The following is a 20,766-nucleotide window of genomic DNA, read 5'->3' on the forward strand; positions in this document are numbered from 1 at the left end:
GCTGATTTCTCAGCGGGATTTTTATGCATCTTTATCTTTTTTCAATTTTCCTTTTTGCTTTGCCATTTCTCGAAGTAAATACTCGATGTGTGCGTTGACGCTACGAAATTCATCATTCGCCCATTTTTCGATGACTGCGTGTAATTCAGGATCAATACGTAATGGAAAGCTTTTCTTTTTAGCCATAATTACTTACAACCTTTAATATAAGCTTCCTGTATTAATAACTGGCTGCGCACCTTTATCTGAAACGATGGCAACTAATAAGTTGTTCACCATATTTGCTTTACGCTCGTCATCTAAATCAAGTACGCCTTCTTCATCTAGCATGAGGATTGAATCTTTAGCCATTTTTACAGCGCCTTCAACAATCTCTTTTCGAGCAGCTAATACCGCTTTCGCTTGTTGACGTTGTAGCATTGCATGAGCAATTTCTGTTGCGTAAGCTAAATGCGTTAAACGAGTTTCTAACACTTCTACACCAGCAATTTCAAGACGTGCTTCTAATTCGCGTTTTAGCTCTTCTGAAATTTCCACAGTATTTCCGCGTAACGTGATGCAAGTTTCATCTTGGAAATTATCATAAGGATATTTAGTTGCAACGTGGCGGATTGCTGTTTCACTTTGAATTTCTACGAATCGATCGTAATGCTCAACACCGAAAATTGCTTTTGCAGAATCAACAACTTTGTATACAATAACAGCTGCAATTTCAATTGGATTTCCTTCAACATCGTTTACTTTTAATTTCTTACTGTTAAAGTTTTCAACACGTAAAGATACGGTTTGACGAAATGCGAATGGAATTGTTAAAAATAAACCATTTTGACGAATTGTCCCTAAATAATTACCGAAAAACGTAATTACTTTTGCTTGGTTCGGTTGAACGATGCCAATACCTGTCGCGAGAACCGCAGCTAAAATAATAGTTAATGCTGCTACTATAAAAATTTCTTGCACAAGGCAAAATACACCGATAGCGGCTAAAATCAAAATCCCAATAATACCGAGAAAACCATTTACATAAAAAACTTGTTTTTCTTTCATATGATCGCCTCCTGATATAAAAATGATATCACTTTTATATCATTACATGCAAGAGGTTTACACCTAATTTTCTGAATTTTATTGACTGATATCTTTTATGTACGTTTTAGGGATAAAACTCCGAAAAATAAGAATGTACGTTCTGTTTTATGGTAAAATAAAGAAGACTTAGCCGCCCACTGCAGCAGCTAAGTCTCTTTGAGAGCATCTTGCATCGTGACAAATGATTCAAAGCGGTTTTGCCAGGATTAATTCTTCAATCGCTGACTCAATCTCTTTGTCAGAAGCATCATAACTTCCATTTGACTTTGGTTTGTCATGACTGGAAGCTTGATTAACTTCTTTTTTAGTATGTCCTTTTTCAGTAAAATTCATGCTAGGCATTTTAAATGCGCCCATATTCATATATTTCCCAAATTTACACACTTCAGCAATCGGGCAGAAACGAACAATTCCCTCTGCAATTTTCATTGCACCTATCCATAGCAAAACTTTAGACCAAGTGCAATGTGGTTTGCGTATGAGCTTGGCAGTACTACAACCAAGTAAAATGAATCCGAGTGTAATTCGAATTAGAGCACTAATTGTACCGATGTTTTGCTTCATTAGAAAAACACTCCTTTTAGCTTAACTTCGAAATAGAGAATACTATTTCATTTGTTAGTATTCCGTATAAGTTTTTTGATATGTAATCCAACATTTGACGTTGAAAAAGATGTTGGATTGGGCGTGTGTGTAGGTAGCTTTTTTTGTTATAATGAAAGAATGCATAAAAGGGAGATCGAAACTTGACTCTCCTTTTTGAACAGATGTAGTAGAGGAAGATCAAAAATCCTGATAAAAATTAACTGCTCTTTTGAGTAGGAATATAGATATGATTAGAAAAAGGAAGGGTGTTTTCATGTACGATATTTCCAAATGGAAACATGTATTTAAGCTTGATCCAAATAAGGAGTTAAGCGATGAACATTTAGAAATGATTTGTGAATCAGGGACAGACGCGGTAATTGTCGGCGGAAGTGATGGAGTTACAATTGATAATGTATTACACATGCTAGTTAGCATTCGTAGATATGCAGTTCCTTGTGTGTTAGAGGTTTCTGATGTGGAAGCAATCACACCAGGTTTTGATTTTTATTACATCCCAAGTGTTTTAAATAGCCGAAAAGTAGAATGGGTAACGGGTGTTCATCATGAGGCATTGAAAGAATTTGGGGATATTATGGATTGGGACGAAATTTTCATGGAAGGGTATTGTGTTTTAAATCCCGAAGCGAAAGTAGCCCAACTTACAGATACAAAATGTGATTTAACAGAAGATGATGTTATTGCATACGCGCGTTTAGCAGACAAGCTATTACGTTTACCGATATTCTATTTAGAATATAGCGGTACGTATGGAGATATTGAACTTGTTAAAAATGTAAAAGCAGAATTGAAACAAGCTAAGTTATATTATGGCGGTGGTATTTCTAATGCAGAACAAGCAAAAGAAATGGCACAGTATGCTGATACAGTAGTTGTTGGAAATGTTATTTATGATGATATAAAAGCTGCGTTAAAAACAGTGAAAGCAGTAAAAGGAGAGTAGGTGCAGGCACATATGAGTATGACAGATAGGTTATTAAATGGTTTAAACCCACAGCAACAGAAAGCAGTACAAACAACGAATGGACCACTACTATTAATGGCAGGCGCCGGTAGTGGTAAAACACGTGTGTTAACACATCGTATTGCGTATTTGCTTGGTGAAAAAGGTGTGGCGCCATGGAATGTATTAGCGATTACCTTTACAAATAAGGCTGCCCGTGAAATGCGCGAGCGTATTGATACACTTGTTGGACCAGAAGCAGAAGACATCTGGATTTCTACATTCCACTCAATGTGTGTGCGTATTTTGCGACGGGATATTGACCGCATTGGGATTAATCGTAACTTTACAATTTTAGATGCAGGTGATCAGCTAACTGTTGTGAAGAAAATTATGAAAGAGCGCAATATTGATCCGAAGAAGTTTGAGCCACGCTCTATATTAGCCGGTATTAGTAATGCGAAAAATGAACTGTTATCTGCAGATAAATATGCAAAAAAAATTACAATCGCTGATCCATATGAAAAATTAACGAGCGATGTATATACAGAATATCAAAAACGTCTTCTGAAAAATAACTCATTAGACTTTGATGATTTAATTATGACAACAATTCAGTTATTTGAGCGTGTTCCAGAAGTACTAGAGTTTTATCAGCGTAAGTTCCAATATATTCACGTTGATGAGTATCAAGATACGAACAAAGCGCAGTACCTTCTTGTTAAACATTTAGCAGCACGTTTTAAAAATCTATGCGTTGTAGGTGATTCTGACCAGTCTATTTACCGCTGGCGTGGTGCAGACATTTCTAACATTTTGTCATTCGAAAAAGACTATGAGAATGCGCAAGTTATCCTGTTAGAACAAAACTATCGTTCGTCACAAAATATTTTAAATGCAGCTAATGCTGTTATTGAAAAAAATTCAAACCGTAAACCGAAGAAATTATGGACAGACAATCAAGTTGGAAGCAAAATCTCGTATTATCGTGCTGCAACCGAAAAGGACGAAGCGTATTTTGTTGCGAAAAAAATTCGTGATGATATTCAAATGGGGAACCGAAAATATACTGATTTTGCGGTATTATATCGTACGAATGCACAGTCTCGTATGGTCGAGGAGATTTTCCTGAAATCTAATATCCCTTACAAAATTGTCGGCGGTACTAAGTTCTACGACCGTAAAGAGATTAAAGACATTTTGGCGTATTTGCGTCTAATTGGGAATCCAGATGATGAGATTAGTTTTGCACGTATTATTAACATGCCAAAGCGCGGGATTGGTGCTACTTCTATCGATAAAATTATTAATTATGGCGTACAAAATGGAATTTCATTAACTGCTGTATTCGATGAGATTGAGCATGTTGGAGTAAGTGCAAAAATAACAAAGGCAGTAAAAGAATTCGCAAGTTTATTACACAACTGGGTAAATATGCAAGAGTATTTGTCTGTTACAGAATTAGTAGAAGAAGTTATTGAAAAAACAGGTTATCGCGATATGTTGAAAAATGAGCGTTCTTTAGAAGCAGAAGGCCGTTTAGAAAACTTAGACGAGTTTTTATCTGTTACGCAAACATTTGAATCTCAAAGCGAAGATAAGAGCCTTGTTGCATTCTTAACAGACTTAGCTCTTGTTGCAGATATTGATCGTGTAGATGAAGATCCAACTGCTGGTGAAGAAGTTATTTTAATGACGATGCACTCAGCGAAAGGATTAGAATTCCCAGTTGTCTTTATTGTTGGTTTAGAGGAAGGGATATTCCCACATACTCGTTCTCTTATGGAAGAAGATGAAATGCAAGAAGAACGTCGTCTTGCCTATGTAGGTATTACCCGTGCAGAAGAAGAGTTATACTTATCCAATGCTCAAATGCGTACTTTATTTGGTAGAACAAGTATGAATGCAGCATCTCGATTTATTACAGAAATTCCGACAGAGTTAGTGGAATCATTAAATGAAACAGCGCCGAAGCGTGAAACTTCGTTTGGTGCAAAAGGAAGAACGACAGGCGCAACGGCAAGTGCAACGACAACACGTTCTCGCTCAGCTTTCGTACGTCCGGCTGTTAAGACAACAGGTGGCGAGCAAATTGGTTGGGCAGTAGGTGACAAAGCTTCCCACCAGAAATGGGGAGTCGGTACAGTTGTAAGTGTAAAAGGTGAGGGAGATGCAAAAGAATTAGATATTGCGTTCCCAAGTCCAATTGGTATTAAACGTTTATTAGCGAAATTTGCACCTGTGACGAAACAATAGGAAAGGAATGAGGATATGTCAAAAGAGATAACAAAAAAGCGTATAGAAGAACTGCGTGATTTGTTAAATACATTTAACTATCAATATCACGTATTAGACAATCCTTCGGTTTCTGATGCGGAATATGACCGCAATATGCAGGAGCTTATAAAATTAGAAGCAGAGAACCCTGAATTTGTAACGGAAGACTCCCCCTCTATTCGAGTTGGGGGAGCTGTACTTGATATATTTGAAAAGGTAACGCATAAATCACCGATGTTAAGCTTAGGAAACGCGTTTAATGCAGGAGATTTGCGTGATTTTGACCGAAGAGTACGTCAAGGAATTGATGATGCGAATGTAAGATATATATGCGAATTAAAAATTGACGGACTTGCTGTTTCACTTCATTATGAAAAAGGACGCTTTATTCAAGGTGCAACACGCGGTGATGGTATAACTGGTGAAGATATTACCCAAAACTTAAAAACGATTAAAGCAATTCCACTTCGATTAAATGAAGAAGTAACGCTAGAAGCGCGAGGCGAGGCTTATATGCCAAAGCGTTCATTCGTTAAATTAAATGAAGAAAAAGAGCAAAATGGTGAAGATGTATTTGCAAATCCGCGTAATGCGGCAGCAGGATCGATACGTCAACTTGATCCGAAAATTGCAGCGAAGCGTAACTTATCTATGTTTGTATATGGTCTTGCTAATGTAGAAGAAAAAATAATTCCTTCTCATAGTGAATCACTTAATTTCTTAGGTGAGCTTGGGTTTAAGACGAATCCAAATCGTCGTACATGTGAAACAATTGAAGAAGTAATAGCCTATGTAGAAGAGTGGCAAGAAAAACGCCCGCATCTTGATTATGAGATTGACGGAATCGTTATAAAAGTAGACGATGTTGCTATTCAAGAAAGCTTAGGAACTACAGCAAAAAGTCCAAGATGGGCAATTGCTTATAAATTCCCAGCTGAAGAAGTTGTTACGAGATTAACAGGGATTGAATTAAGCGTTGGCCGCACAGGGGTTGTAACACCAACTGCAGAGTTAGAGCCAGTGCGAGTGGCTGGAACTATTGTCCGTCGTGCTTCTTTACATAACGAAGATTTAATTCGTGAAAAAGACATTCGAATTGGTGACTACGTTGTTGTGAAAAAGGCCGGAGATATTATTCCTGAAGTTGTGAACGTTATTTTTGATAAGCGTACTGGTGAGGAAGAAGAATACCGCATGCCAACGCATTGTCCAGCGTGTGAGAGTGAACTGGTCCGTTTAGAAGAAGAAGTAGCACTTCGTTGTATAAATCCGACTTGTCCAGCTCAAATTCGTGAAGGATTAATCCATTTCGTTTCAAGAAACGCAATGAATATTGACGGACTTGGAGAACGTGTAATTACACAACTCTTTGATGCAGATTATATTCGCACGTTTGCCGATTTATATTCATTGACGAAAGAGCAATTACTACAGTTGGAGCGTTTCGGTGAAAAGTCAGCAACAAATTTAGTACAAGCAATTGAGAATTCTAAGGGAAATTCATTAGAGCGATTATTATTTGGTCTTGGTATTCGCCACGTCGGAGCGAAAGCAGCACGCACATTTGCTGAACATTTCGAAACGATGGATGAGCTTGTGAAAGCAACAGAAGAAGAACTAAAAGCAATTAATGAGATTGGTGAAAAAATGGCTCAATCCGTAGTAACGTATTTCGATAATGAAGACGTATTAGAGCTATTACAACAATTTAAAGAGTATGGTGTGAACATGGCATACAAAGGTATAAAAAGTGCTGATTTACAAAATGTTGAGTCGTACTTCGCAGGAAAAACTGTCGTCTTAACAGGGAAACTAGAAGTTATGGGACGCAGTGAAGCGAAGAAGAAGATTGAGGCATTAGGTGGAAAAGTAACAGGAAGTGTTAGTAAAAGTACGGATTTAGTTGTTGCTGGTGAAGCTGCTGGCTCGAAATTAGCGCAAGCAGAGAAGCACAATGTTGAAGTTTGGAATGAAGAGAGGTTCTTACAAGAGCTGAATAAGTAAGAGGTGCAAACTTACGATGAAAAAAATAGCGTTAGTGATATTAAGTCTAGGCCTACTTGTAAGTGGGTGTAGCACGGGTGCCAACAAAGATGAAAAAGTAGTTGAGAAATCGGGGAAAGCGAAAGAGCAAGCGGTTATCCCGAAATACTCCATTTCGGATGAATATTATAAGACGACGGTTCCATTTGATCCAGGTAAGGCACGTGGTTTAGTTGTACAAGGTTTAAATAGTCGTCTAGATATAGATGAGTTTGAAACGGGGCTCATGCGTATTGCGAAAGAATCGTTTAGTACGAAAGATTATTTCTTTAAAGGCGGAAATGTTCTAGATGCTCAAACTATACAAATGCTTGTAAAAAGAAAGCGTACAGATGCTGAACAAAAAGATCTAGAGGACAAGTTAAAAAAAGATGCAGTTAAATTTCCGAATATCGGACTGAATCCAGCCTTAAGTGAAGGCCCAGAGTCACTAGAAGTGAAAAATAAAAAAAATCCAATATATATATCAAATATTTTAGAGCATGATTATTATGAACAAAAAGGTGAGAACGCTGCTGAACCTAGTGGCATTGTAGTTGGATTAGCGATGAATTCTGTCCAGTATTATAATGAAGAGCATGGTTATCCTCGTGAGGCTGAAATCTCAGATAAAAAAATGTTGGCTGAAGGGAAAAGAATGGCACAAGAGATACTGAAAGTAATGCAGCAAAAAGATCCTAAAGTAAAAAATATTCCGGTTACCTTTGCAATTTACCGTCAAGGTCCAAAGTCTTCGCTTGTGCCGGGGAATTTTGTTTCTTATGCTAAGGTAGAAAAAGGTAGTGAAACGGTTGAGGATTGGAAACCAATCAATGAGAAATATTACTTGTTCCCGTCTGAACAAGCAAAAACAGATAATAAACGTGAAGACCTTGCAAGAGTAGCAAACTTTAAAGCGAAATTAAGCGAGTATTTCCAAGGTGATTATACAGCTGTTATCGGTACTGGGATGTATAAGGATGATGAATTAAAGGAAATGAAACTTGAAATTCCTATCCAATTTAATGGGAAAGCTGAAGTAATTGGTTTTACACAATATGTAGCAGGACTTGTTACGGAATACTTCCCGAATTATATGAAAGTACAAGTAACGATTAAATCTGTAGAACGCCCAGAAGCTATTATTATACGTGAAGCGAAGCAAGATGAACCGTTTGTGAAAATTTTAGATTAAAGATGGAGCTGTTCCTTTCTGGAACAGCTTTTTTTTTGGAGGAATTTTGTTATAATTTAAAATGTTATAAATAAAGGGGTAAGGGGCAAAGTCATGGAAGAACTAAGTTTTCAAGTCATTATTTTATTAATTGCATTCGGTTTTTTAGCGGCTTTCATTGATTCGGTTGTTGGAGGTGGAGGGTTAATTTCGCTTCCTGCACTTATGTTCGTTGGGTTACCACCAGCTTCGGCAATCGCAACGAATAAATTAGCTGCAACGATGGGGACGTTTACGAGTGCAGTTTATTTTATTCGATCAGGAAAGGTCGATTTTCGGATTGTAGGAAAGTTAATCCCGTTAACTATTATTGGAGCGGTCGCAGGTGCTTTAGTAGTAAAGTTTATTCCGCCTGATATTTTGCGTCCATTAGTGCTTGTAATGTTGGTTTTTATTGCCATTTATATTATTGCAAAAAAAGATTGGGGAAGTGTATCTACCTATAAAAAGATGACAAGAGGAAAAACATTAATGTTTTTCTTTGTGATTTTAATTATAGGATTCTATGATGGTTTTTTTGGTCCAGGAACAGGATCCTTTTTAATTTTTGCATTTTTATTAATTGGTTTGGATTTTATTCAAGCGGCAGCATCTGGGAAACTTTTGAACTTCGTTAGTAATATCGTATCTTTAATTACTTTTTTATTTTTAGATATAATTCATTTTGAATACGGTATAATTATGGGATTATCAATGATTTTAGGTGCTTATTTTGGATCGAAGTTTGCAGTTCGAAAAGGCGTTGGATATGTAAGGACTTTATTTTTATTAGTTACTATTTTATTAATCGGGAAAAATGTTTTGGAATATACTCATATTTTGTAGATTCATACGTATGTATGAATCTCTTTTTTTTATTATATTTTAAAAATTAATTAATTTTTAAAATATAAGTCTAGGAATATTTGAATAAATCTAAATTATCGTGTAGAATAATGTTGTAAAATGTAAACGTTTTTCTAAGGGGAGGCTAAAAAAATGGTAGTAGCATACAAACATGAGCCATTTACAGATTTTTCAGTAGAGGCTAACAAATTAGCGTTTGAAGAAGGTTTAAAGAAAGTAGAATCTTATCTTGGACAAGACTATCCATTAATTATCGGGGGAGAAAAAATCACTACAGAAGACAAAATTGTTTCTGTAAACCCTGCAAATAAAGAGGAACTTGTTGGTCGCGTTTCAAAAGCAAGCCGTGAATTAGCTGAAAAAGCAATGCAAGTAGCGGATGAAACATTCCAAACTTGGAGAAAGTCAAAACCAGAAATGCGTGCAGACATTTTATTCCGTGCTGCAGCAATTGTTCGTCGTAGAAAACATGAGTTCTCTGCTATTCTTGTAAAAGAAGCAGGTAAACCATGGAATGAGGCAGATGCTGATACAGCAGAAGCAATCGACTTTATGGAATATTATGGTCGTCAAATGTTAAAATTAAAAGACGGTATGCCAGTAGAAAGCCGTCCAATTGAATATAATCGTTTCTCTTACATTCCATTAGGAGTAGGTGTTATCATTTCTCCTTGGAATTTCCCATTCGCAATTATGGCAGGTATGACAACAGCTGCTTTAGTTTCTGGTAACACAGTATTACTAAAACCAGCTAGTACAACTCCTGTAGTAGCAGCTAAATTTATGGAAGTATTAGAAGAAGCTGGTTTACCAGCTGGCGTAGTAAACTTCGTTCCAGGTAATGGTTCTGAAGTTGGTGACTACTTAGTAGATCACCCTCGTACACGTTTCGTTAGCTTCACTGGATCTCGTGATGTAGGTATCCGTATTTATGAGCGTGCAGCGAAAGTAAACCCAGGACAAATTTGGTTAAAACGAGTTATCGCTGAAATGGGCGGTAAAGATACAATCGTTGTTGATAAAGAAGCAGATCTTGAATTAGCAGCTAAATCTATCGTTGCATCAGCATTCGGATTCTCAGGACAAAAATGTTCTGCATGTTCTCGTGCAGTAATCCATGAAGATGTATACGATCACGTATTAAATCGTGCTGTTGAATTAACAAAAGAATTAACAGTTGCTAACCCAGCTGTATTAGGTACAAACATGGGTCCTGTTAATGACCAAGCTGCATTCGATAAAGTAATGAGCTATGTTGCAATTGGTAAAGAAGAAGGTAGAATCCTAGCAGGTGGCGAAGGAGACGATTCTAAAGGCTGGTTCATCCAACCAACAATCGTTGCTGACGTTGCAGAAGATGCTCGCTTAATGAAAGAAGAAATCTTCGGACCAGTAGTAGCATTCTGTAAAGCAAAAGACTTTGATCATGCACTTGCAATTGCAAACAATACAGAATACGGTTTAACAGGAGCAGTTGTTTCTAACAACCGTGACCATATTGAAAAAGCACGTGAAGACTTCCACGTTGGTAACTTATACTTCAACCGTGGATGTACTGGTGCAATCGTAGGTTACCAACCATTCGGTGGCTTTAACATGTCTGGTACAGACTCTAAAGCTGGTGGCCCTGATTACTTAGCACTTCACATGCAAGCAAAAACTACTTCTGAAACTTTATAAGAAATAGTAAAAGAGATCTTCACATCCCGTGAAGATCTCTTTTTTGAGAAACTCTCTATAATAGAGGTAACTAGTTAATTTGAAGTAGGAAATAATTACTATATATTACCATTTATTCTTTTGAACTAGCTAAACCCTATTAATAGCAGGATAAACATGTAAATAGAAACAAAACAAAGAGAAAAATTGACTTATTAGTCATATTTTTTAGTATTTATTTTTAGGATTTCCTGTATAATACAATTTGAAAGAAAATCTATGGTTAGACAAGAGAACACTCCTTTCGGTTTTGCTCACTGAAAGGGGTGTTTTTTATTTTTTAGCACATACACCTTGTAACAAATTATGGAAAATGTTAGTATTTTATTTGGAGTATTCAGAAAAAATGATTTAGTACTGATTAATATACAGTACTAAATAATAATAGTTATATGGATAGTACTTGTAGAAATTCAATTTTTAACAACTGTAAGACGATATGAAAATGATAAAAGGGAAGTGTTATCGTATGAAGATGGTAATCTTAGTCGCATTATCATTGCTTGTTATTGGGGTAATTGGAGTTGGGGTGATGACTGTTTTTGGAGGAGGTTTTCATAAAGTTGAAATTCATAAAAAAGAAATGGTGGCCGGTGGGAAAATCGATGAAATTGAAGTGAAAACGTCTGCTGCTGATGTTGAAGTTGTGACAGTCGATTCAAAAGAAATTGAAGTGTTACTAGATGGGAATATGAGCAAAGGATTAGTAGATAAATATAAATTTATGGTAAAGGAAGAAAATAATCGTTTAAATGTAGAGTTTACTAAAGATGGGAATTCAGTTGGTTGGAACGTTGGCACTACTGCAGAGGTAAAATTACAAATTAAAGTGCCAAGTAAATTGTATGAAAATATGAAAATAAAAACGTCATCAGGGGACGTTCTAGCAAAGGATATGGAAATAAAGACAGCAGAAATAAAAACATCATCGGGAGATATATCGTTATTACAGTCTAAAATAAATGAGAAATTAACAGCTAAAACATCTAGTGGAGCAATTGAGACTAATAAAAGTGAAATTGTGGCAGCAAATTTAACTACGAGTAGCGGTGAAATTAAAGCAGATGGCCTACACTCTGATGAAGTGGCATTTACGACGTCATCAGGTAATATTGAATATAATGATAAAAGTTTGCAAGGTGAGATAGAATGTAACACCTCAAGTGGTGATGTTCATATGAAATTTGATACACTTCCTGAATCTTTGAAGATTAATTTTGAGGGAGGTTCTGGTAAACCTCATTTGAATGTACCTGGTCTATTGTATGAAGAGAAAACAAAGCATAAATTAATTGGAGTAAAAGGTTCAGGAGAACATAAAGTGCAAGTAAAAACAAGTTCGGGAGATTTTAAGTTACAATAGTTTGAGAATAAAAATAAAAATCATGTCTTTCTCTTTAATTGATGAGGAAGACATGATTTTTTGAATTTTAGTTAGCTAAAAACTCTTCTGTACTCATTACATTTGCATACACTCCATTTAAACTCGCCAAAATTGTATTGTGAATATAAACAGCCGGTATAGTAGCGTTCTTAAATGAAAGATCCTTTGTAGCGCAAGCATCATGTATAACGGTACAATGAAAGCCAAAATCAAAAGCAGCCCTTACTGTAGCATCAATACACATATGGGTCATCATTCCGCAAATTACGACATGTTCGATTTCTGAACGTTGTAATCGTTCTAGAAGATCAGTTTCTCGGAAGCTATTTGGATAATGTTTGAGTATAACGGTTTCTTCTCTAAGTGGACGGACATTTTCGTGAATTTGGACACCTTCTGTATTTGGCAGGAAAAAAGTAGCATCATCTTTTATAGCTACATGTTGTATATGAAAAATAGGTTCATTTCTTATTCTAAAATGTTGTAGTAGTTGAATAGCATATTCACTTGCTTCTACTGGATTACGTAATTCCATCTTTCCACTTGGAAAATAATCATTTTGAATATCGACGAGCAAAAGAGCTGTTTTCATATATTTATCTTCCTCCGATTTCATATTCAAATTATGTTATTCAATGAATAGAGAGGATTTCCCTTTCTAAAAGTATGAGTGATAAGAATTTTACATAACTATAAAAATCGTTATTGTATTATGATTTCTGATTTGAAAATTTAAATAGAGGAATAATTAATATTTTTCTAAAAAATGTATTGACTCTCATTATTCTGAGTTCTATAATGAGAATTAATTAAATGACAACTAAATCGATGCACTCTTATCCAGAGAGGTGGAGGGACTGGCCCTACGATACCTCAGCAACGGGTTTTTTTAATACCGTGCTAATTCCAGCAAGCCTAAAACAGGCTTGGAAGATGAGAAGATGTGAACGAGTACATATTATATTAGTGCTCTCCTTCTTATCTTTTATTACTGATAAGAAGGAGAGCACTTTTTATTTTACCTCGAAAGCTCTACTTCAAGTTTTTAAAGCATATAGGAGGGAAGAAAATGATTTCTTTTAACAATGTAAGTAAAGTATATGAATCAGGCGGACAATCAGTTCATGCCGTGGAGGATGTAACGTTGTCAGTTGAAAAGGGTGAAATTTTTGGCATTATCGGATTTAGTGGTGCTGGAAAGAGTACGTTATTACGTCTAGTAAATATGTTAGAAAGACCAACTGCAGGAACGATTTCAATAGATGATAAAGATATTACATCATTATCGACGAAAGAGTTACGGAAACTAAGACAAAGGATTGGAATGATTTTTCAAAGCTTTAATCTATTTAATTCAAGAACAGTATTTGGGAACATTGCTTATCCATTAAAGTTAGCAAAATTGCCAAAAAATGAGATGAAAGAAAGAGTGAATGAGCTACTAAAATTTGTTGGTTTAGAAGATAAAGCAAACTATTATCCAGAACAGCTATCAGGCGGCCAAAAGCAACGCGTTGGGATTGCAAGGGCGCTTGCCACATCACCGGATATTCTCATATGTGATGAGGCAACATCAGCTTTAGATCCGGAAACAACGACAGAAATTTTAAATTTATTAAAGAAAGTAAATCGAGAATACAATTTAACGATTCTACTTATTACACATGAAATGCACGTTGTGAAAGAAATTTGTCACCGCGTAGCCGTTATGGAAAAAGGAAAAGTAATTGAAGAAGGAAAACTGTTTGACGTTTTCACACAACCAAAAACAAAAACGACTCAAAATTTTGTACGCTCTGTTATTAATGATCACTTACCAGAAAGTGTTCTAGCGAAAATTCAAAATGGAGGTCAGATTTATCGCCTGACTTTTACTGGGGAAGAGACAGGGCAGCCTGTACTATCGTATATTGCGAAAAACTATAATGTCGATGTAAATGTTCTTTACGGAAATATTATTGAACTCCAAAATGTTTTATTTGGAAATCTTCTTGTAGAACTACAAGGTGAACAAAGAGAGATTCAAAAAGCATTACAACATCTGAGACTGCAAGTGCAGCTGAAGGAGGTAGAAGCTCATGCGAGTTGATTGGAGTATATTTTGGCCTCGCATTTTAGATGCGACGGGGGATACCCTCCTAATGGTAATTGTTACCCTTATATTTGCTACAATTCTAGGTATACCTCTAGGTTTACTGTTATATGTGACGCGGAAAGGGAATTTTTTAGAAAATAAGTGGGTCTTTTCTATTCTTAATATCATTATTAATACAATTCGTCCGATTCCGTTCATTATCTTTTTAGTAGCCTTAAGTCCAATAACAAGAAGTGTTATTGGAACTACAATCGGAACGGCAGCAGCAATCTTTCCAATGACGTTAGTTGCTTCAATTGGTATTGCTAGAATGGTTGAAACAAACCTTGTCTCTGTTCCGAAAGGAGTAATTGAGGCTGCGCAAGCAATGGGTGCTTCACCACTTAGAATTGTTTTTGAAATTCTCGTGCCAGAAGCGTTAGCGCCATTGATCTTGGGAGTTACGTTTATGACAGTTGGTTTAATTGAATTTTCTGCAGTCGCAGGACTTGTCGGTGGTGGAGGCCTTGGCGACTTAGCAATGACATATGGCTATCAACGCTTTGATACATCAGTTATGTTCGTAACGGTCGTTTTACTTATTATTCTTGTACAGTTAGCTCAAAATTTAGGAAACTACTTTGCGAAAGTCTTTTTACGCAGATCATAAAAGGAAGAGGGGAAAATAAAATGAAGAAAATTTTAGCATTTGCATTATCAGCAATCGTAGGAATTTCAGCATTAAGCGGCTGCTCAGGTGGAGACACAGGTGCAGGAGCGAAAGAGAAAGTAGTTCGCGTCGGTGTAACTGGAACAGATGGAGACGCTTGGGAAATCTTAAAGAAAAAAGCTGAAAAAGAAGGGATTAAAATTAAACTGGTTGAGTTCTCTGATTACACAACGCCAAATAAGGCGTTAGCTGATGGGGATATTGAACTAAACTCATTTCAGCATATTGCTTTCTTAGAACAATTTAAAAAGGAGCATAAGTTAGACATTACAGCTGTTGGTACAACACAAATTGCACCGATGGGTTTATACTCTGAAAAATATAAGAAAGCAAATGAAATCCCAGATGGTTCAGAAATTGCTATTCCAAATGATCCAACGAACCAAGCACGCGCATTAAAACTCCTTGATGCAGCTGGATTATTAAAGCTTAAGAAAGATTTCGGTCTATTTGGAGATCCAAGTGGTATCGCTGAAAATCCGAAGAAGTTAAAAATTACACCGGTTATCGCACAGCAAACACCTCGTGTATTAAAAGACGTAGCAGCTTCAGTTATTAATAACGGTGTTGCTGGTCAAGCTGGATTAGATCCAGCGAAGGATCCTATTTTCCTAGAAGATCCAAAGAATGAAAATGCGAAACCATATATTAATATTTTCGCAGCTCGTACGAAAGACAAAGATGATCCAACACTGAAAAAAGTAATCGAATTGTACCATTCAAAAGAAGTAACAGATGCAATTAAGAAAGAAACAAATGATGGTTCAATTTCAGTAGATCTTTCACTTGATGAGCTTGCAAAAATCGTAAAATAATTATTGAGTTTAACGGGCTAACAGAAGGAACCCCTCCGCTGTTAGTTCGCTTAACATATAATCTACTTAACAAACAAAACCCTAATTCTGTACCTTCCAATTTTGTATAACGTAGAATCCAATGTTTGTTAAGTAGAGTGATAGACCAGGAATTTTCTTGGTCTTTTTTTATTGTTGAAAGCAGCTAGCGAATAGTAAGGTAATCCAAATTATAATTGGGTAAGAAAGTAAACTGAAAATGAGTGTAATTGCTAAATTCCTTTTATGGATTAATAGTTTCTTTGATGAAAATAAGAAAAGAGAAAATAGGATAATGATGGATGCTGATATTACTCCTGGGTTATAAGAACGATAAATAACAAATAAAATAACATGTTGAACGGCGTTAAAGAAGATACAGCCCTGTATAAAAATAATCCAGTACATAGAAGATATGATGCTTAATTGATATAGAATGACTATGAGTAAGACCAATGTTGTTAATATGGAAATTGCAATGAAAAATTGTTTGTTAGTTATAAAGTGGATCGAAAATTGATTAGCAAGGTATTGTGGCATTTGAAAAGCCTCTTCAAGGTTATGAATGAAAAATAAAAAGGGGATTAGCCAGATTGTATTAGTGGCGAAATATCTTGTTGAAGATGTTTTTATCAACTTACATCAGCTCCAATAAAGGTATAGAAAGCCTATAAAAAGCAGGCCTTCTATACGGATAGGGTTATTCAATGATGATAATTTTTAAATTACCTTCAGGATGTGGTTGTTCTTCCGTATAAGAAGAGAGCTCCTCCTGTAAAACGTTTAGTGCTTGCTTAGCTGATTGCTGAATCGGATTTGGTAGCTCTTCTAATATACGCATACCAACTTTTAGTTTTGTACGAATTATTCTCCGTAAAAGTTCATCATGCATGTACTACACCTCCAAACCGAATGTTTAGTACATCATCTTCAAACTTAGCTCCTTGAATAGAAAGGTGCGTTAATGTTTTTGGTAATGTGATATTTCGTTTCACAGAACCGGCTCGAATAATAAGTTCATCACCTTTTTGATTTAATGAAAGTTCACTTTTGTTTGAGAAGGGAATGGACAGAACGAAAATATATTCATCACCATCTTTTTTTACATATTGCGTGCGACCGTTGAATTTCACTTCAGTAGGACAAGGATCAGTTTTAAATAAAGCATCTCCGACACGTTCTAACATAGACAGCCCAACAACTTCTTGCTCAAACATCGGAGCTTCATAAATAGGAAGTGGTTGAAAGCTATTTTGAATTAATGTTTTATATTTCTTTTGTGTATCTTTCCATGCCTGAAAATAAGGATCGGTGACAGTGTTGGGGATGACGCGGTTAATCATAATGGCATCTACGTTATAATCGTATAAATTTAAATACGTAAAACTGCGCTGAGCTTCTTTAATAACCATTTTTTCAGGATTTACAACAACGCGAATACTTGTTACTTCTCGGTTTGATAAAATATCTCTCATTTCTCCAAGTTGTTCAAGCGTATTCGTTAATTCGTCCATAATATCATCTGTTGGGAGAGGGACGCCAAGGAGTGGTTGTGCTACAGGACGAACAACTTTTAAAACCTTTCTTTTAATAGGAAATAGTTTTTCCATCCACCAGCCGAGCATATCTGGAAAACTAAGCATTGCTAAAGTTTCTCCTGTTGGTGCGCAATCAATAATGATGACGTCATATGTGTTTTGTTTATAGTAATCGAGTACTCGAAGTAAGCTAATTAAATCTTCCATACCAGGAAACATTGTTAATTCTTCTGTTGTAATATCGTCAGCTGCTTTGGAAGTGAAGAGTAGTGTAATGTATTTCTGTAATTTGCCCCAACCTTTTTCCATTTCATAAATAGTATTAATTTCTTGTGCCCATAAATTTTCTCGAATTTCTAATGGTTCAGAAGATAGTTTTATACCAAGTGAATCTCCTAAACTATGAGCAGGATCTGTGCTCATTACTAATGTTCTTAATCCTTGTTTTGCACTTTGAAGTGCTGTTGCTGCTGAAATGCTAGTTTTTCCTACGCCGCCTTTACCTGTATACAAAATAATTCTCATCATTATATCCCCTTTGTTTCGAATGTCGAATATTACGAGTTTCGAAGTAAATGATTGAATAAAAACCCAGCTAGGGTTTTATTCAATCGGAATGTTTTTCATTTTAGGTGTAGAAACCTTTTCTTCTGTTTTTTGCTGTGACGTAGCAATGTGATTCATGATCTTTTGGAATATTTGTAGTAAGAATGCTTTTTCTTCTTCTGACAATGCTTCTGTCACTAGGCTAAAGTAATGGGCGGCATTTTGTTTTACTTCTTGAACGAGCATTATACCGTTTTCTGTTAAACGAATTAATACAATGCGTCGATCCTTTTCATCTCGATAACGTTCAATATATCCCTTTTTTACAAGGCGATTTACGACGCCTGTCGTTGTACTCATCGGTATATCAAGAAGATCAGCAATTTTTGTCATTGTAATATCTGCATTTCGCTCCATCCAAAGTAAACAAAACACTTCTGTCTTAGAAAGCGTTAGATCAAGGGTTACCCATTCTTCAGGATAGAAAAGTTTCTTGGCGTTATCTAGCAGTAAGTCTAAAAAATGTTCATATTGCAACAATTATTTCCACTCCCGTATATTTCGAGATTCGTAATATTTGTTTTTATATTATGTTGATTTGAAATAAATGTCAATCATTTTAATTGTTTTTTCAGTCTAGTCAGAAAATATTCTTCGAAATAGAGACTTTTTGTAATAGATTAATAAATAGAAAAAAGATAATTTACATAAAAATCCATAATGATGAATATATTTATCTATAATGGGTGTACAGCTAACGAGGGGGAGAACGATGAAGAGAAGAAATACGCAAGCGTTCACGTTTTTAGCATGGACTTCATTTGTTTGCGCGCTTTCTGGAATGTTAATAGGTATATATACATTAGATGAAACGCTTAGTGTAAAAGGGTACTATTTACTTGGGACATTATTTTTAACGATGTCTTGTTTTGTATTGCAAAAAACAATTCGTGATAATGAAGAGGATAATGAAAGATTTCCAAAAAATAAACCGTTAGATAAAGAGTAAATTGTAAAGAAAGGCATTTGCCTTTCTTTTTTTGTGTAAAAATGCTGTAAGTGCCATGTGTTGACTTGCTTGAAGTACTGAAAATTTGGTATCATCAATAGTATTGTAGATTGAACGATATATTATGGAGGTGGCCTAGCCGTGTCAAGAATTTCCGTTGAGAATGTAAAGCACGTAGCACATTTAGCACGTCTTGCAATTACTGATCAAGAAGCAGAAAAATTTCAAAAACAACTAGATGCAATTGTTACATTTGCAGAACAGTTAAATGAATTAGATACAACAGATGTAAAACCAACAACTCATGTATTAACAATGAAAAATGTTATGCGTGAAGATGTGCCAGAAAAAGGTTTACCAGTAGAAGAAGTATTAAAAAATGCACCGGATCACAAAGATAATCAAATCCGTGTTCCAGCAGTATTAGAATAGAGGAGGGGAATTTCGATGTCATTATTTGATCATTCTGTATCAGAGTTACATAAGAAGTTAAACAACAAAGAAATTTCCGTTACGGATTTAGTAGAAGAATCTTACAAACGTATTGCGGATGTTGAAGATAACGTAAAAGCTTTTCTTACATTAGATGAAGAAAATGCACGCGCGAAAGCGAAAGAATTAGATGCAAAGATTGGCGCTGAAGATAATGGTTTACTATTCGGTATGCCTATCGGTGTAAAGGATAACATTGTAACTAACGGACTTCGTACAACTTGTGCGAGTAAAATATTAGCAAACTTCGATCCAATTTATGATGCGACAGTTGTGCAAAAGTTAAAAACTGCTGACACAATTACAATCGGTAAATTAAATATGGACGAGTTCGCAATGGGTTCTTCAAATGAAAACTCAGGTTTCTATGCTACAAAAAACCCATGGAACTTAGACTATGTTCCGGGCGGATCTAGTGGTGGTTCTGCAGCGGCAGTAGCGGCAGGAGAAGTATTATTCTCTCTAGGTTCTGATACGGGTGGTTCTATCCGTCAGCCAGCTGCATATTGCGGCGTTGTAGGTTTAAAACCAACTTACGGACGCGTATCTCGTTACGGATTAGTAGCATTCGCATCTTCACTTGACCAAATCGGACCGATTACACGTACAGTAGAAGACAATGCATACTTATTACAAGCTATTTCAGGTATTGACCGCATGGATGCAACTTCTGCAAATGTTGAAGTTGGAAACTACTTAGCTGGTTTAACAGGCGACGTTAAAGGCTTACGCATTGCTGTACCGAAAGAATACTTAGGCGAAGGTGTTGGCGAAGAAGCTCGTGAGTCAGTACTAGCTGCTTTAAAAGTATTAGAAGGTATGGGCGCAACTTGGGAAGAAGTATCTCTTCCGCACTCTAAATACGCTCTAGCAACATATTACTTATTATCTTCTTCTGAAGCATCTGCTAACCTTTCACGCTTCGATGGCGTACGTTACGGTGTTCGTTCTGATAATGTAAGTAATTTATTAGATCTTTACAAAAACACGCGTAGCGAAGGTTTCGGTGATGAAGTAAAACGTCGTATTATGCTTGGTACATTTGCTCTTAGCTCTGGTTACTATGATGCATATTACAAAAAAGCACAACAAGTACGTACATTAATTAAAAACGACTTTGAAAATGTATTTGCTAACTACGATGTTATTATTGGACCAACAACGCCAACTCCAGCATTTAAAGTGGGCGAAAAAGTGGACGATCCAATGACAATGTATGCAAATGACATTTTAACAATCCCAGTAAACTTAGCGGGTGTTCCAGCGATTTCTGTTCCATGTGGATTCGGTGCTAACAACATGCCACTTGGTCTACAAATCATTGGTAAACACTTCGATGAAGCGACAATTTACCGCGTTGCACATGCGTTTGAGCAAGCAACAGACTATCATACAAAAAAAGCAAGTCTGTAAGGAGGCGAGCA

At 36.0% G+C, this 20,766-nt stretch carries 21 protein-coding genes and 1 riboswitch; of the genes, 13 read left to right on the top strand and 8 right to left on the bottom strand.

Annotated features, from left to right (window positions below):
• Positions 1–21: 21 nt before the first annotated feature.
• The 3 genes from MR109_RS21055 to MR109_RS21065 all read right to left on the bottom strand — a co-directional run bounded on the left by MR109_RS21055 (position 22) and on the right by MR109_RS21065 (position 1,653).
• Positions 22–186, bottom strand: coding sequence for a type II toxin-antitoxin system antitoxin (locus tag MR109_RS21055; protein WP_001085171.1), 165 nt, complete (start codon positions 184–186; stop codon positions 22–24).
• A 15-nt stretch (positions 187–201) separates the two neighbouring features.
• Complete coding sequence (locus tag MR109_RS21060; RefSeq protein ID WP_048375592.1) at positions 202–1,047, bottom strand: SPFH domain-containing protein; 846 nt, start codon at positions 1,045–1,047, stop codon at positions 202–204.
• Between the two features lie 228 nt (positions 1,048–1,275).
• Positions 1,276–1,653 (bottom strand): YgaP family membrane protein, encoded by a 378-nt coding sequence (locus tag MR109_RS21065; protein WP_048375589.1) that lies wholly within the window; start codon positions 1,651–1,653, stop codon positions 1,276–1,278.
• Between the two features lie 295 nt (positions 1,654–1,948).
• Here MR109_RS21065 and pcrB point away from each other — a divergent pair, with 295 nt between their 5' ends.
• The 7 genes from pcrB to MR109_RS21100 all read left to right on the top strand — a co-directional run bounded on the left by pcrB (position 1,949) and on the right by MR109_RS21100 (position 12,099).
• A complete protein-coding gene (gene pcrB, locus MR109_RS21070; protein ID WP_242273767.1) occupies positions 1,949–2,638 on the top strand; it encodes a heptaprenylglyceryl phosphate synthase in 690 nt (229 codons plus the stop codon).
• A 12-nt stretch (positions 2,639–2,650) separates the two neighbouring features.
• Positions 2,651–4,894, top strand: a complete 2,244-nt coding sequence (gene pcrA / locus MR109_RS21075) for a DNA helicase PcrA (protein ID WP_071718298.1) — start codon at positions 2,651–2,653, stop codon at positions 4,892–4,894.
• Positions 4,895–4,909: 15 nt separating this feature from the next.
• The gene (ligA, locus tag MR109_RS21080; RefSeq protein WP_048375586.1) at positions 4,910–6,919 is read left to right on the top strand and encodes an NAD-dependent DNA ligase LigA; all 2,010 of its coding nucleotides are present in this window, start codon (positions 4,910–4,912) and stop codon (positions 6,917–6,919) included.
• A 16-nt stretch (positions 6,920–6,935) separates the two neighbouring features.
• Positions 6,936–8,132 (top strand): CamS family sex pheromone protein, encoded by a 1,197-nt coding sequence (locus MR109_RS21085; protein WP_048375583.1) that lies wholly within the window; start codon positions 6,936–6,938, stop codon positions 8,130–8,132.
• A 93-nt stretch (positions 8,133–8,225) separates the two neighbouring features.
• Positions 8,226–8,996 (top strand): TSUP family transporter, encoded by a 771-nt coding sequence (locus MR109_RS21090; protein ID WP_002174616.1) that lies wholly within the window; start codon positions 8,226–8,228, stop codon positions 8,994–8,996.
• A gap of 153 nt (positions 8,997–9,149) precedes the next feature.
• The gene (pruA, locus tag MR109_RS21095) at positions 9,150–10,697 is read left to right on the top strand and encodes an L-glutamate gamma-semialdehyde dehydrogenase (RefSeq protein ID WP_002174617.1); all 1,548 of its coding nucleotides are present in this window, start codon (positions 9,150–9,152) and stop codon (positions 10,695–10,697) included.
• Positions 10,698–11,205: 508 nt separating this feature from the next.
• A complete protein-coding gene (locus MR109_RS21100) occupies positions 11,206–12,099 on the top strand; it encodes a DUF4097 family beta strand repeat-containing protein (protein ID WP_048375580.1) in 894 nt (297 codons plus the stop codon).
• Between the two features lie 67 nt (positions 12,100–12,166).
• Here the strand turns inward: MR109_RS21100 and MR109_RS21105 are convergent, their stop codons facing one another.
• Positions 12,167–12,712 (bottom strand): cysteine hydrolase family protein, encoded by a 546-nt coding sequence (locus MR109_RS21105; RefSeq protein WP_002174619.1) that lies wholly within the window; start codon positions 12,710–12,712, stop codon positions 12,167–12,169.
• A gap of 241 nt (positions 12,713–12,953) precedes the next feature.
• Positions 12,954–13,060, top strand: a riboswitch (SAM riboswitch).
• Positions 13,061–13,189: 129 nt separating this feature from the next.
• On the opposite strand from MR109_RS21105, the gene MR109_RS21110 reads away from it, so the two are divergent.
• From MR109_RS21110 to MR109_RS21120, 3 genes are read left to right on the top strand one after another with little or no spacing between them, the layout of a single operon-like run.
• Positions 13,190–14,209 carry a methionine ABC transporter ATP-binding protein gene (locus MR109_RS21110; RefSeq protein WP_242273769.1) on the top strand — a complete coding sequence of 340 codons (1,020 nt, stop codon included), beginning with the start codon at positions 13,190–13,192 and terminating at the stop codon, positions 14,207–14,209.
• Positions 14,199–14,864: a methionine ABC transporter permease gene (locus MR109_RS21115; RefSeq protein WP_002174622.1), complete on the top strand. Its 666-nt coding sequence runs from the start codon at positions 14,199–14,201 to the stop codon at positions 14,862–14,864. Before MR109_RS21110 ends, MR109_RS21115 begins: the two co-directional genes overlap by 11 nt.
• A 20-nt stretch (positions 14,865–14,884) precedes the next feature.
• Positions 14,885–15,739, top strand: coding sequence for a MetQ/NlpA family ABC transporter substrate-binding protein (locus MR109_RS21120; RefSeq protein ID WP_025150183.1), 855 nt, complete (start codon positions 14,885–14,887; stop codon positions 15,737–15,739).
• A gap of 168 nt (positions 15,740–15,907) precedes the next feature.
• On the opposite strand, the gene MR109_RS21125 is transcribed toward MR109_RS21120, so the two are convergent.
• The 4 genes from MR109_RS21125 to MR109_RS21140 form a co-directional block, all read right to left on the bottom strand.
• Entirely contained in the window at positions 15,908–16,393 is a 486-nt protein-coding gene (locus tag MR109_RS21125; protein WP_071718284.1) for an HXXEE domain-containing protein, read from the bottom strand.
• 64 nt (positions 16,394–16,457) lie between these two features.
• A complete protein-coding gene (locus MR109_RS21130) occupies positions 16,458–16,649 on the bottom strand; it encodes a DUF3926 domain-containing protein (protein WP_242273771.1) in 192 nt (63 codons plus the stop codon).
• The gene (locus MR109_RS21135) at positions 16,642–17,823 is read right to left on the bottom strand and encodes an ArsA family ATPase (protein ID WP_083594606.1); all 1,182 of its coding nucleotides are present in this window, start codon (positions 17,821–17,823) and stop codon (positions 16,642–16,644) included. The genes MR109_RS21130 and MR109_RS21135 overlap by 8 nt, the downstream gene beginning before the upstream one ends.
• Before the next feature lie 75 nt (positions 17,824–17,898).
• A complete protein-coding gene (locus MR109_RS21140; protein WP_002174627.1) occupies positions 17,899–18,381 on the bottom strand; it encodes a MarR family winged helix-turn-helix transcriptional regulator in 483 nt (160 codons plus the stop codon).
• A 232-nt stretch (positions 18,382–18,613) separates the two neighbouring features.
• On the opposite strand from MR109_RS21140, the gene MR109_RS21145 reads away from it, so the two are divergent.
• The 3 genes from MR109_RS21145 to gatA all read left to right on the top strand — a co-directional run bounded on the left by MR109_RS21145 (position 18,614) and on the right by gatA (position 20,755).
• On the top strand, positions 18,614–18,850 hold the full coding sequence (locus MR109_RS21145; RefSeq protein ID WP_098306718.1) for a YiaA/YiaB family inner membrane protein: 237 nt from the start codon (positions 18,614–18,616) through the stop codon (positions 18,848–18,850).
• 141 nt (positions 18,851–18,991) lie between these two features.
• Positions 18,992–19,282, top strand: a complete 291-nt coding sequence (gene gatC, locus MR109_RS21150) for an Asp-tRNA(Asn)/Glu-tRNA(Gln) amidotransferase subunit GatC (RefSeq protein ID WP_000086999.1) — start codon at positions 18,992–18,994, stop codon at positions 19,280–19,282.
• Between the two features lie 15 nt (positions 19,283–19,297).
• Positions 19,298–20,755, top strand: a complete 1,458-nt coding sequence (gatA, locus tag MR109_RS21155; protein ID WP_048375567.1) for an Asp-tRNA(Asn)/Glu-tRNA(Gln) amidotransferase subunit GatA — start codon at positions 19,298–19,300, stop codon at positions 20,753–20,755.
• Positions 20,756–20,766 lie beyond the last annotated feature (11 nt).

Origin of the sequence: Bacillus cereus group sp. BfR-BA-01310, assembly GCF_022664325.1 — a bacterium.
GTDB classification, from domain to species: Bacteria; Bacillota; Bacilli; order Bacillales; family Bacillaceae_G; genus Bacillus_A; species Bacillus_A paramycoides.